The sequence below is a fragment of the Colwellia sp. 20A7 genome (assembly GCF_009832865.1).
Classification (GTDB): domain Bacteria; phylum Pseudomonadota; class Gammaproteobacteria; order Enterobacterales; family Alteromonadaceae; genus Colwellia.
Genome location: NZ_CP047130.1, coordinates 4,418,207 through 4,431,142, shown reverse-complemented (window position 1 = coordinate 4,431,142; position 12,936 = coordinate 4,418,207). Strand labels below are relative to the sequence as shown.

The 12,936-nt window shown below is 38.1% G+C and carries 12 protein-coding genes; 2 read left to right on the top strand and 10 right to left on the bottom strand.

Annotated elements, in window-relative coordinates; translation table 11 throughout:
* The first annotated feature begins 141 nt into the window (after positions 1 to 141).
* Positions 142 to 1,653: a DUF3360 family protein gene (locus GQS55_RS19120; RefSeq protein ID WP_159822203.1), complete on the top strand. Its 1,512-nt coding sequence runs from the start codon at positions 142 to 144 to the stop codon at positions 1,651 to 1,653.
* A 479-nt stretch (positions 1,654 to 2,132) separates the two neighbouring features.
* Here GQS55_RS19120 and recG read toward each other — a convergent pair whose 3' ends face one another.
* The 8 genes from recG to GQS55_RS19080 form a co-directional block, all read right to left on the bottom strand.
* Entirely contained in the window at positions 2,133 to 4,220 is a 2,088-nt protein-coding gene (gene recG, locus GQS55_RS19115) for an ATP-dependent DNA helicase RecG (RefSeq protein WP_159822201.1), read from the bottom strand.
* A gap of 21 nt (positions 4,221 to 4,241) precedes the next feature.
* Positions 4,242 to 4,949: a tRNA (guanosine(18)-2'-O)-methyltransferase TrmH gene (gene trmH, locus GQS55_RS19110; protein WP_159822199.1), complete on the bottom strand. Its 708-nt coding sequence runs from the start codon at positions 4,947 to 4,949 to the stop codon at positions 4,242 to 4,244.
* 80 nt (positions 4,950 to 5,029) lie between these two features.
* Positions 5,030 to 5,422, bottom strand: coding sequence for a RidA family protein (locus GQS55_RS19105; RefSeq protein WP_201294712.1), 393 nt, complete (start codon positions 5,420 to 5,422; stop codon positions 5,030 to 5,032).
* 17 nt (positions 5,423 to 5,439) lie between these two features.
* Positions 5,440 to 7,548 (bottom strand): bifunctional GTP diphosphokinase/guanosine-3',5'-bis pyrophosphate 3'-pyrophosphohydrolase, encoded by a 2,109-nt coding sequence (gene spoT / locus GQS55_RS19100; protein WP_159822195.1) that lies wholly within the window; start codon positions 7,546 to 7,548, stop codon positions 5,440 to 5,442.
* A gap of 147 nt (positions 7,549 to 7,695) precedes the next feature.
* Complete coding sequence (gene rpoZ / locus GQS55_RS19095; protein WP_159822193.1) at positions 7,696 to 7,983, bottom strand: DNA-directed RNA polymerase subunit omega; 288 nt, start codon at positions 7,981 to 7,983, stop codon at positions 7,696 to 7,698.
* A 102-nt stretch (positions 7,984 to 8,085) separates the two neighbouring features.
* Entirely contained in the window at positions 8,086 to 8,718 is a 633-nt protein-coding gene (gene gmk, locus GQS55_RS19090; protein ID WP_159822191.1) for a guanylate kinase, read from the bottom strand.
* A 153-nt stretch (positions 8,719 to 8,871) separates the two neighbouring features.
* On the bottom strand, positions 8,872 to 10,062 hold the full coding sequence (locus tag GQS55_RS19085; RefSeq protein ID WP_159822189.1) for an amino acid aminotransferase: 1,191 nt from the start codon (positions 10,060 to 10,062) through the stop codon (positions 8,872 to 8,874).
* Between the two features lie 156 nt (positions 10,063 to 10,218).
* Positions 10,219 to 10,929, bottom strand: coding sequence for a DUF445 family protein (locus GQS55_RS19080; RefSeq protein WP_159822187.1), 711 nt, complete (start codon positions 10,927 to 10,929; stop codon positions 10,219 to 10,221).
* A gap of 229 nt (positions 10,930 to 11,158) precedes the next feature.
* Here GQS55_RS19080 and greB point away from each other — a divergent pair, with 229 nt between their 5' ends.
* On the top strand, positions 11,159 to 11,626 hold the full coding sequence (gene greB / locus GQS55_RS19075) for a transcription elongation factor GreB (RefSeq protein ID WP_159822185.1): 468 nt from the start codon (positions 11,159 to 11,161) through the stop codon (positions 11,624 to 11,626).
* Between the two features lie 129 nt (positions 11,627 to 11,755).
* On the opposite strand, the gene GQS55_RS19070 is transcribed toward greB, so the two are convergent.
* Both GQS55_RS19070 and GQS55_RS19065 read right to left on the bottom strand, forming a co-directional pair.
* On the bottom strand, positions 11,756 to 12,271 hold the full coding sequence (locus GQS55_RS19070) for a methylated-DNA--[protein]-cysteine S-methyltransferase (RefSeq protein ID WP_159822183.1): 516 nt from the start codon (positions 12,269 to 12,271) through the stop codon (positions 11,756 to 11,758).
* A gap of 27 nt (positions 12,272 to 12,298) precedes the next feature.
* Positions 12,299 to 12,661, bottom strand: a complete 363-nt coding sequence (locus GQS55_RS19065; protein ID WP_159822181.1) for a carboxymuconolactone decarboxylase family protein — start codon at positions 12,659 to 12,661, stop codon at positions 12,299 to 12,301.
* Positions 12,662 to 12,936: the final 275 nt, after the last annotated feature.

Genomic DNA, 12,936 nt, shown 5'->3' with positions numbered 1-12,936 from the left:
TTAAGCGTAAATATCTTAGGTACTACGACTAATGATTGAGTTTTTTTGGCTATTGTTGTTAGCAATAACAACCACGTTGATATAGGATATCCCGCTTAAATGCATTAGCACCCTCTCTAGTTCGTGAACAAAGGAAAAACAATGGACCAAACGTCTAAATCCATACCTGATAAGAAAACACAGCCCCCAATAAATAGTGATGAACTGAATTATGAGCAACAGCATAAGCCTAGTTCATCATTTAATACACGAGATGAATACTTAGAACACGAATTACAAATTATGTCGCCTAAACGCTGGAGACCTAATTTACCTTTTAGAGATTACCGATTTGAACTCGAAGATAGTATACCGGCAATGGCCGCTACTATTGGTAAAGTGGTTATGGTGGGTGCAATTGCTGCAACTTTTGCTGCACCTCTTGGACTAGGTGACGGATTCGTATTAGAAAATGTACGTTATGAATTGTTAATTGCAGCTATTTTTATTGTTCTTTTCTCTGGTTTTTTACTACCTACAGCTAACTTAGCTGGTACACATGGTCCATTAATTCCTCTTATCCCTATTGTGGTTGCTGCGGGTGGTCACCCGATGGCGTTTGGTTTACTCATTGGTGTCTTTGGTTTGATCTTAGCCATTAGTAAAGGTGGTAGTATGCTGGCAAACCTGACGAGTAAAGGGGTTTGTGGTGGACTATTACTGTATCTTGGGTTTGTGGGTACCATTTCACAAGTTAAAAAGATGTTCGCTTGGGGTGAAGACATTGGTATGACACACATTCCTTTTGTAGTCATTTTTAGTACTATTTTACTGTATGCATTACTTGAGCATAAAGGAAAACGTTGGTTAGCAGTACCGTTGAGTTGCATATTAGGCGGCACACTTGCTTTTGCTTTAGGCGCACCGTTTGAATTTGTAACTAGTCCTGGTTTACCGAACATGAATCCAATGTATTGGTGGGGTGAGGATACTGGTTGGATGCTTGGTTTACCAACAATAGAAAGCTTTGTTGTTGTACTACCATTTGCTATTTTAGCGGTAGCTATGTGGTCTCCTGATTTCTTGGGTCATCAAGTATTCCAAAAAATTAGTTACCCAGAACGCACTGAAAAAGTACAAATGAATATTGACGATACTATGGTAAGTGCTTCTATTCGCCAAACATTTGGTTCTATTTTAGGTGGCGCTAACTTTGCTTCATCATGGGGTACTTATATGGTACCTGCCGCTATTGCTAAACGTCCAATTCCTGCTGGCGCTTTACTAACAGCTTTATTCTGTGTAATTGCTGGTGTATGGGGTTACCCTATGGATTTAGCAATATGGCAACCTGTACTATGTGTAGCATTAATCGTGGGTGTATTTATTCCGCTACTTGAAGCTGGCATGGAAATGACGCGTGAGGGTAAAACTACTCAATCAGCGGCAATTGTTGTGTTCTCTTCTGCACTTGTTAACCCTGCTTTTGGTTGGGCACTTACTATATTACTTGATAACCTTGGCTTAATTGGCTGTAAAGAACGTAGTTCAGAATTAAGTAAAATGAATCGTTGGATTATTCCTGGGGTGATGTTTATCTTATTAACCACAGTAATGGCCTTGGTAGGCTTACTACCAGGTATTCCTGCATTAATTCCTAGTTTCCGCCACTAATTTATTTGGGTGTTGAAAGTACAGCTGAAATTTTTGGCTGTGCTGGAGATTTTGAAGTTAATTTTGAAATTAATTTGAAAGTTTTTAGGGTGTAATAAGTTCTTATTAATTACACCATTATGATTCTTGAGTGTTTCATGTTTATTGCCAATCTATTTATAGATTGGCATTATTTTTGTTTTTTAAAACAGGCTTACCAAGCACCAAAGCTAACGTTAAACCAGTTTCATTAATTAAGTGAATAATTATATACGTAGAAAAAATTGTCAAATACAAGGCATTTATTTCAATAACTAGTCGTTCTAATTATTAAATAAATAACGATGTCGTTGGTGATTTCAGCAAGTATAAATGATCACATAGCTAGTGAGATTGGTCTTAGAATGAAGACTAAATTTTTTTATTGCGCTTGGCGAGCTCGGTTAGCATGACTCGGAGTGAGAGGTAAATTTATTATAAGAGCTATAAACGGGAATGTTTTATGCGTTTGAATAACGCTCTTTATTACCAAGCCATCGCTGGATAAGTGCTTGGGCACACTCAGGATTTTGACGTGATAATAAGTAAGCTTTTTGCTTAATTTCAGGGATCAGATAGCCATCACGTATTAAATCGGCAATTCTCAATTCAGCTAAGCCAGTTTGACGTGTGCCAAGTAATTCGCCTGGCCCTCTAATTTCTAAATCTTTTTCAGCAATAACAAAACCATCATTACTTTCTCTTAATACGGCTAAGCGTTTAGTTGCTGTTTTTGAAAGAGGGGCTTTATAGAGTAATACGCAGTGAGAAGCGACCGACCCACGTCCTACACGTCCTCTTAGTTGATGTAATTGTGCTAAACCTAAACGTTCAGGATTTTCTATCACCATTAAGCTGGCATTTGGTACATCTACGCCAACTTCAATGACGGTTGTCGCGATAAGTAAGTGGGTTTTACCGGCTTTAAAGTCATCCATCACTGACTGTTTTTCATCGGCTTTCATTCGTCCATGGACTAAGCCTACTTTTAACTCTGGTAATTGCTCTGTCAAATGAATAGCAGTATCTTCAGCCGCTTGGCATTGTAAAACTTCCGATTCTTCAATTAGTGTACACACCCAATAAGCTTGGCGATTATCATTAACACAGCCTTCACGTATACGTTCAATTACATTATCTCGACGTGTGTCGGGCAAGGCAACGGTATTGATAGGAGTACGCCCAGGTGGTAATTCATCAATAACTGAGGTATCTAAATCTGCATAAGCGGTCATGGCTAAGGTTCTTGGAATAGGCGTAGCCGTCATAATCAATTGATGAGGATAGTTATTATCAAATACGCCTTTTTCTCGTAAGGATAACCGTTGATGTACGCCAAATTTGTGTTGTTCATCAATAATAATCAGCACTAATTTACTAAAAATCACCTCAGCTTGAAAAAGGGCATGGGTGCCTATAACCATTTGCATTTCGCCACTGGCTATTTTTTCTAATGCTAACCGTCTCGCTTTAGCTTTTGTTGTACCTGCTAACCAACCTACAGTGATTTCTAGCGGGTTAAACCAATTAGCAAAGTTAATGGCGTGTTGTTCAGCTAAAATCTCTGTAGGTGCCATTAACGCGACTTGATAGCCCTGTTTGATTGCATCTAGCGCTGCCAATGCTGCAACAAGCGTTTTACCTGAACCAACATCCCCTTGTACTAAACGCATCATAGGCTGCGCTTTGGCTAAATCTTCTTTTATTTCCTTTACCACGCGTGCCTGGGCATTAGTGGGTGAAAAAGGCAGTGTTTTTAAGAATGCGTCTGCTACTTTTTTGTTGTTTTTAAGTGCTATTGCTTGGTGAACATCACTGTTTTTTCTAAGTTTTAACATACTCAAATTGTGAGCGAGTAATTCTTCTTTAATTAACCTAACTTGTGCAGGATGTTTACCGTTTTCAAGTTCGCTAGTAGAAGTTTCTGGCGGTGGACGATGAATAATAGCGAGTGCTTGCGCGAGGGAATACTTTTCGTCAAACAATGTTGTTGGTAATAACTCTTCTACTTGCCCACGTTGTAAGCGAATAAGTGCTTGGTCGGTTAAATTACGAAGTGAAATTTGCTTTAAACCGTCAGTTGTTGGATAAACCGGGGTTAAGGTTTCTTCTGCCGGTGTTAACGCTCTATCGTCATCAAGTGATTTGTATTCAGGGTGTACTATTTGATAACCGCGTGGCCCTCGTTTTATTTCGCCATAACAACGAATAGTTCGACCTATACTAAGGCTGTTTTTTAGACTAGCAGAAAAACTGAAAAAACAAAGTTGAAGATCACTGGTGCCATCGTTTAAGGTTACCACCAACATACGGCGTTTACCGTGCGTTATTTGGCTATCCGTGATGTCACCGATAATATTGGTATGTGTACCAGGTAAGCAGTCTCGAATAGTGCTTATTCTTGTTCTATCTTCATAACGCAGTGGTAAATGAAATAATAGATCTTGCACTGACAGCAAACCTATTCTTTCAAGTTTGCCTGTCATACTTGGCCCTACACCTTTAAGAGTAGATAGGGCGACTTGTGATAATTGAGTGAGTGCTTCCATTATAGTGGCAGTTTCTAGTGTTTAGTCATCAATATGTTGCCAAGCTTTTTTGTTCATTTGCATTTTTTGCCACCAATCGTCATTAGCAATAATTTGTCCTTCAATATCAATTTCAGGATAAGGTAAGCCTTTACGTTGACAAGCTTCAGCAAAAATTGGGTGTCCACCTTCAAACAATGTGCGTTGACGTCTTTCATTACTCAAACGAGGAGTATTATACATTCCTGCCATTTGTCTCTGACGTTGAGCTTCATATAAGACAACTGAACAAGCAACAGAAACGTTAAGAGATTGCACCATGCCAACCATTGGAATCATAATATCTTGGTCAGCCAATTCAAGTGCAGCTTTCGATGCGCCAAATTTTTCTTGCCCTAAAATAATAGCAGTCGGTTTAGTATAATCAACTTCACGGTAATCAACGGCAGTATCAGATAAATTAGTAACCAGTACTTGCATACCTTGTGCTTTTAAAGCAGCAATAGCTTCAGCAGTTTGATGATAATTATGAACATCAATCCAGTTTTGACTACCAGCGGCGCTACCACCACGAACTTCTGCTTCTTCACTTTTCCAAACAGCATGTACATCGCTTACGCCAACGGCGTCACAAGTACGCACAACGGCTGCTAGATTATGGGTTTTATGCACACCTTCCATACAAACAGTAAGGTCTGGTTGGCGTTTATCTAGCATGGTATTAATACGTTGAAGTCTTTCTGGAGTCATAATTTTTCAAATAATAAAGTTGTAATTCTAAACAGACGAGATACAGTCAGTTAGGCTAAATTTGATTTATAGCGAATACTTTAGCTTAAGCTAGGTAATTCCATAATCCCATCGATTTCAATGTCAACATTTTTAGGTAATTTTGAAATTTGAATTGCTGCGCGAGCAGGGTAAGGTTTTTGAAAATATGTTGCCATAATCTCGTTAACCGTTGCAAAGTTACTTAAATCGGTCATGAAAATATTTACTTTCACCATATCGTTGATACAACCACCAGCCGCTTCACATACTGCAGATAAGTTTTTGAATACTTGCTCAGTTTGCTCGCTAAAGCCGCCTTCAATAACTTCCATTGTTTCAGGGATAAGCGGGATTTGTCCTGACAAATAAACAGTATTGTTGACTTTAACCGCTTGGCTGTATGTACCAATCGCACTAGGTGCTTGATCTGTTGAGATGATGCTTTTCATTATATTTCCTTTACTTATATCTATTTATTTCGAATGACGCGTTGTACATGCACCATCACTTTTATTTTACGAATAATATCGGCTAAATGAATTCTATCACGACAGGTGATTTCTAGATCCATTACATATAACCCAGCTTCTTTTTCACCTGAATTTAAGCTATTGATATTTGATCCACATTTAGCAATAACAGTGGTTAGCATTGCAAGTGAACCTTGGTGGTTAATAATTTCAATTCTTAGCTTAGCAATAAACTCTTTGTCTATATCTTTATCCCATTTCACTGGGAATAAAGCACCTGGCTCGTGCCCTTTAATATTACGACAACCTTGCTGATGTACCATTAAACCTTTACCTGGGCTAAGGTAAGCTAGAATGACATCGCCTGGAATTGGACGACAACATTTACCATAACTAACTAACATGCCTTCGGTGCCTTTTATTGGCATTTTTGCTTTGTGTGTAACCGGCGGAAGTTCACTGTCTTCTGTGAATTCATCGGTTAAGCGTCTGGCAATACCAATACTTAATGCATTACCTAAACCTATATTAGTGAGTAATTCATCAAAGGACTTATTACCACTTTGCTTAACAACTTCTGCGATTTTATCTTTACTGATATTCTCAAGCTTCACTTTGCCTAAGGCATGGCTTAATAAGCGACTACCCAATGTTTTAGATTCGGTTTGTTCGCGGCTACGAAGATAAGTTCTGATTTGTAATCTTGCTTTTGCAGTAACAACAAAGTTTAGCCAAGTTGCATTCGGTCTTGCTGCAGCTGAAGTAATTACCTCAATTGTTTGGCCTGAATCTAGCGGCTGGCTCATAGGGTAAGGCTTGCGATCAACTTTAACACCAACACAAGAGTTACCTATGTCAGTATGAACTGCGTAGGCAAAATCAACGGCTGTCGCGCCCATAGGAAGTTCGATAATACGACCTTCTGGGGTAAATACATAAATTTCTTCAGGGAAAAGATCTGACTTAACGTTTTCAATAAATTCAAATGAGCTACCAGCACTTTGTTGCAGTTCTAATAAACTTTGCATCCAACGTCGAGCTTTCATTTGTGCCGTAGTGTCGGATTGATCACTACCTTCTTTGTATAGCCAATGTGCTGCTACGCCTTTGTCTGCCATTTGATCCATATCTTTGGTACGAATTTGCACTTCTACTGGAATACCATGTGGCCCAATAAGTGAAGTGTGCAGTGAGCGATAGCCATTTGTTTTAGGGATAGCTATATAATCTTTAAATCGGCCTTCTATTGGCTTAAATAAGTTATGCATGGCACCTAAAGCGCGATAGCAATCGTCAATGCTGTCGTCAACAATAACGCGAAAAGCGTATATATCCATAACTTCATTAAACATTAACTCTTTATTCAGCATTTTACGATAAATAGAATATAAGTGTTTTTCGCGCCCTAAAATTTGTGCTGAAATATTACTTTCTTTTAATCGAGCACCCGCTTCTTCTTGAATATTATCAATAATTGCTTTTCGATTACCGCGGGCACTTTTTACTGCTGATTTAAGTGCTCTTGAGCGCATCGGGTAAAGCGCCTGGAATCCTAATAGCTCTAATTCATTTTTTATGTCATGAATACCAAGGCGATTGGCGATTGGGGCATATATTTCAAGTGTTTCTCGGGCAATACGACGGCGCTTATCGGGTCTTAGTGAGCCCAATGTGCGCATATTATGTGTTCTATCAGCTAATTTTATTAAGATAACACGAATATCTTGCACCATGGCGAGTACCATTTTGCGAAAGTTTTCCGCTTGCATTTCTTCTTTGTTATCAAACTTTAATTTGTCTAGTTTACTAACACCTTCAACTAGTTCTGCCACCGTATGGCCAAATAACTCAGCTAATTCATCTTTAGTGACTGGCGTATCTTCTATTACATCATGAAGTAATGCCGCCATTAAGGTTTCATGATCTAAATGCATGTGAGCTAAATTAAGCGCAACAGCTACAGGATGGGTAATATATGGGTCACCGCTAGAGCGCATTTGTCCGTCATGGGCTTCTCGTGCCACGATATAGGCATGTTTAAGCAAATCAACTTGTACTTTTGATAGATAGGTTGAGCTTAATTCTTTTAATGGTTCAAATAGATACACCTATCACTCCAAATTCATGTTAAAACAGCTTGATTTATTAGAATACGTGGCTTTACGGCAAATGCAAAGCAATAAAAAACGCGTAACTATTAAAGAATAGGTTACGCGCTTTCAAGTGGGTTAAAAACAAACTAAATAAGTTTTATTTTAACCTAATTCTTGTGTTTGACTACCCACAATTGCAGCAACAGCATCTAACTCAGCAGTATCTTGCTGAATCTGTTGTTGGCGATCTGAGGAATCCATTACATCAGTGGTGATTAAACCCGCTTCGATTTCACGCAAAGCTAATACCGTTGGTTTGTCATTTTCAATATCAACTAAAGGTGTTTTACCGCCAGTTGCAATTTGACGAGCACGACGTGATGCGACTAACACCAAATCAAAACGATTACCGACTTTTTCTACGGCATCTTCAACAGTTACGCGAGCCATGTGGTCACTCCAACTTAAAATTCATAAAATAGCGCTGCATTTTACGCAGTGCGAGGTCATTTAGCAAGCAAAAGCCTTGCTGAGATAGAAATTTTCCCGTTATTAATCCACTAGCTCATCAAGTAATGTTTTATGCTGAACCATTTGTTGGCTGCACTTTAAGCGTTGGTTATTTACGATTGTAGTGAGATCCGCTAATGCTTGTTGGAAATCATCATTAATCACTATGTAATCAAACTCTTGAAAATGAGAGCATTCTTGTTGTGCTTGAGCCATACGACTAGTGATAATTTCTTCGCTATCTTGACCACGACCACGTAAGCGGCTTTCCAATTCTTGTCGAGATGGCGGGCTAATAAATATCGTGGTGACTGATGGCTTTTTCATTCGTACTTGCTGTGCGCCTTGCCAGTCGATATCAAGAAATACATCAATACCTTGAGCAAGTTGAGCATCAATAGCGGCTTCTGAAGTGCCATAATAATTACCGAACACTTCGGCATATTCGTAAAAAGCATTTTGTTTAAGTTGAGTTTTAAAGTTTTCTACAGAAACAAAATGATAATGCTCGCCATTATTTTCACCAGGACGAGGTGCCCGAGTTGTATGCGAAACAGAAACTTGCATGGGTCTTGATGGTTTTTCTTTGCCTTGTTCAAGTAGTGCTTTAATTAAGCTAGATTTACCTGCACCACTTGGAGCTGAAAGAATAAATAAGTTACCAGAAGCCGTCACAATGTTTTCCTTTGTTTTTTATGGGATAGAAGTTAAATGAAAAAATACATACAAGATTCAATATGCCTTGAATAAAAAAGGCTAAGCTTTATTTTACTCTATTAGAATAAAAAAAACCTAGCCTTGACGATAAAAAATAATTTATCGTTTTACTTATAATACCTTAGCAATTGATTGTGCTAAGTAGTCAATATTGCTATTAGCAATACCTGCAATACTCATGCGGCTAGAGCCAACCATGTAAATGCTGTATTCATCTTGTAATTGTTGAACCTGCGCGGGTGTTATACCTAAGAAAGAGAACATACCTGCTTGTTTAGTAATAAAGCTAAAGTCACGAGTCACACCATTTTCAACTAGTTTATCAACAATAAGTTGGCGGTTACCATTTATGCGATTACGCATTTCTGCTAATTCAACATACCATTCATTACGTAGTTCATCAGAAGTTAAAATGGTTTCAACCAATGCCGCACCGTGAGCTGGAGGCATAGAATAAATAACTCGTACCACACTTAACACGACAGAGTAGGCAATATCTGCTTGTAGACTTGATTCACCAATAATAGTACAAGCACCAATGCGTTCACGATATAAACCAAAGTTCTTTGAGCAAGAACTACAAACTACCATTTCTTTTACTGATGCGGCCATTAAACGTAAACCGTAGGCATCTTCGTCTAAACCTTGACCAAATCCTTGATATGCCATGTCGATAACTGGCGTAAAACCAATAGATTTTGCTACCTCTGCTACTTGTTGCCATTGTTCGTTGTTTAAATCCATACCGCTTGGGTTATGACAACATGCATGTAGTAACACCGCATCGTCCGCTGAAACTTGTTTAAGCGCAGCTAACATACCATCAAAATCTAGTGTTTTATTGTCATAATCGTAATAAGGATAGGTTTTTACCGTTAAACCAGCTGCTTCAAATAACCCGGTATGATTTGCCCATGTAGGGTTGCTTACCCAAATAGTCGCACCTGCTTTACATGACTTAATAAACTCAGCAGCGACACGCAATGCACCGGTACCACCTGGAGTAGAAACAGTACGAGCACGGTTCTCATTTAATACTTTATGATCTTGACCAAAAATAAGTTTACTCATCTCATCATTAAAAAGAGTTGAGCCTGTTGGGCCTAAGTAAACTTTACTGGTTTCGGTATCAGTACGATGTTGCTCTGCTTTTTTCACGCAATTAAGCACAGTGGTTTCACCGGCTTCATTTTTATAAACGCCAACGCCCAAATCAATTTTCTTGGGGTTGGTATCTTCGCGATATTTAGCTAATAGACCTAAAATAGGATCGGCAGGTGAAGTTTTTAAGCTAGCAAACATGACTGAAATTTACCTTATAAGTACGGGGCTGAATTTGATTATGCAAACCCCAGAAATAGAAAAAGCAGCATAGCTCAAAATCACAGCAAAATTAAGGATTTTTGTTTAATGTTTAAGACTATTTTTTAACTTTACATGATAGATTTTTTATAAGGCTTAAAAATTAGCGGTAAGCGCTGCAATTAAACCAATAACACCACCGAAAACGCCACCCCAAACGACTAACCAACCTAGGTGTTTTTTTATCATCGCTTGAATGATTTCTTTCACTAACTGAGGGGTTAATTCATTAAGGCGTTTTTCAATAATATCGCTGACTTTAGCTTGTAGATTTTCAATCATGTCAGGCTGTTCTAATTCTTCACGCAGTAGCGTAGTAAACTGTTCACTTTGGCTAATCTCTTGAATTGATACCTTCATTTTTTCTATAAAAGGCGTTTTCATTGGTTGAAGTGCCTCGCTACCACCAACCATGGCTAACATCGGCGCGAATGATGAGTTTTCTATTACGGCAACTAAGTTATTAAAAGCAGGAGTTAAGTCAATTTTTTCAATAACGTTGGTTAAGTCAATGCTAGTCGCCGCCCCAGAGCCTGTTGATAAAAAGCGGTCGATATTTTCCTTAGTGAAAAATTGCTCCATCATTAATTGGCGAATGGCGAGTTTAAAATCTTCAAAACGAGCGGGAATTACACCAGAACCATACAATAAAGGTACTTTTTCAAAAAGCATATGTATTGCAAGCCAGTTAGTTATTGCGCCAGATAGAGCAAACAACCCGACGGTATATAAAATATGATTACCTAGATATAAGCCTAATAAAGTGCTTATTAAGGCAATAAAATTGGTGATAATACTTTTATTCATTGAAGGCTCCGTGATTAGGTATTTGGTTTAGCGGGTTATTGTCGCTATTATTCTAGCTAAGTGAATTCGATGCTATGATAGCATTGAATTCACTTAGCTAGAATAATACCAATAGTAATAACTGAGATAAAATGATGGCTTATTTAATGATTGATAAATCGTTGTCAGTATTAAGTATTTGCCAAGTACCAATTAGAAGCTGATGAGTAAATTACAAGGTTAGTCCAACGTGAAAACAAATTTAATTACCCGTGAAGGTTTTGAACTACTACAAAAAGAATTAACACACCTTTGGAAAGTTGAACGTCCTGAAACGACCAGAAAAGTTTCTTGGGCGGCGAGTTTAGGTGACCGATCAGAAAATGCGGACTATCAATATAATAAAAAGCGCCTAAGAGAGATTGACCGTCGAGTTCGATATTTAACCAAGCGACTCGAAGATATTAAGGTCATTGATTACAATGCACAGCAAGCAGGAAAAGTGTTTTTTGGTGCTTGGGTTGAACTAGAAAATGAAGAGGGCGAGCACTTAAAATTTAAAATAGTTGGACCAGATGAAATTTTTGGTCGTAACGATTACATTTCTATTGATTCACCTATGGCACGGGCTTTATTAAAAAAAGAAATAGATGATGAAGCGGTTGTGAGTACACCTTCAGGTGAAAAATATTGGACCGTGTTAAGTATTAAGTATTAACGATTAATTATTAACATTTAAAAGTCGGCTAAAGTTACATCGTTTCCTACTCCACTAAAGTACCATACACCTTTAAATAGTTATCAGCCATGATTCCTACTATTTGATAGTATGGTCATGCGATGATGTCTATCTTAATACAATATCTTGTTCGCTGTGTACTGCGTTTTGTTCAAAGTTCAACAGCCAAGCTTTTCTTTCTAACCCTCCTGCATAACCGGTTAAGCTACCATTTTTACCTATCACTCTATGACAAGGAATAATGATAGAAATTGGGTTCGCACCATTGGCAGCACCAACAGCACGTACTGCTTTTATATTATTCATTAATTCCGCTTGTTCACTGTAACAACGAGTTTCGCCGTAAGGGATCTTTTGTAGCGCTTGCCATGTTTGTTGTCTAAATGGCGTTCCTTGAGGTGTTAAAGGTAAAGTAAAGGTGGTTATTTCACCGTTAAAATATTGAGAAAGCTGTTTTTTTGCTAATAGTGTTATTTCGTTTTCTTTATAAATATCGGCATTCATTAACTCAAGCTCTTTAACTCGATCGGTAAATTTAACACGATAAATAGCTTCATTATCTGAAAAAATAGCAAGGTCACCTAATGGGGTCGGTAAAATGCTAAGGAAGGAGTTAGTGATCATAACAATGTATGCCTTGATTAAGTTGATTTAGTCGTTGTTTAGTACTTCTTTGGCTGCACGAAAAGCCTCTTGTGCTGCAGGGGCTCCGCAATATACTGCACTATGAAGTAGGACTTCACGTATCTCTTCAATTGTAGCACCATTATTAAGTGCGCCGCGAATGTGACCTTTTAACTCTTGTGGTGTTCTTAATGCAGCAAGCATGGCTATTGTAACTAAACTGCGCGTTTTAAGGTCTATTCCGCCTCGTTGCCAGGTTGAGCTCCAGCCATGATCATTGATGAAGTCTTGCATAGGTTGTGCAAATTCATCGGAATTCTTTAAAGCTCGATCAACGAAATCTTCACCCATTACTTGTCGACGTGTCTTTTCACCTTTAGTTATTGTCATCTTCAATCCTCTTTAACTTTCTTTAAATTATTGTGCTGTTTAAGCGCTATCCATTGATAAATGCGCGCCAGTGATACTGCGCGCATTATCGCAACATAAGAATAAGATAAATTCACCTATGTGGCGAGTAACCATTATCTCAGGTAACGTTTTTTGTTTGTGCTATTTTATTAATTTAATTCTTGTCATTCTAAAGTGTTTATTACTTCGTATATTAACTTGTATAAGCTATTTAGTATTTAGCACCAAAGTGCTAAATACTTTTTTGATACACT

Excerpts from the sequence above, each read along its gene's own strand:
- GQS55_RS19080 (WP_159822187.1), bottom strand. The coding sequence starts at position 10,929 with ATGAATAAAAGTATTATCACCAATTTTATTGCCTTAATAAGCACTTTA.
- trmH (WP_159822199.1), bottom strand. The coding sequence starts at position 4,949 with ATGACTCCAGAAAGACTTCAACGTATTAATACCATGCTAGATAAACGC.
- GQS55_RS19070 (WP_159822183.1), bottom strand. The coding sequence starts at position 12,271 with ATGATCACTAACTCCTTCCTTAGCATTTTACCGACCCCATTAGGTGAC.
- rpoZ (WP_159822193.1), bottom strand. The coding sequence starts at position 7,983 with ATGGCTCGCGTAACTGTTGAAGATGCCGTAGAAAAAGTCGGTAATCGT.
- GQS55_RS19065 (WP_159822181.1), bottom strand. The coding sequence starts at position 12,661 with ATGACAATAACTAAAGGTGAAAAGACACGTCGACAAGTAATGGGTGAA.
- recG (WP_159822201.1), bottom strand. The coding sequence starts at position 4,220 with ATGGAAGCACTCACTCAATTATCACAAGTCGCCCTATCTACTCTTAAA.
- GQS55_RS19085 (WP_159822189.1), bottom strand. The coding sequence starts at position 10,062 with ATGTTTGCTAGCTTAAAAACTTCACCTGCCGATCCTATTTTAGGTCTA.
- GQS55_RS19120 (WP_159822203.1), top strand. The coding sequence starts at position 142 with ATGGACCAAACGTCTAAATCCATACCTGATAAGAAAACACAGCCCCCA.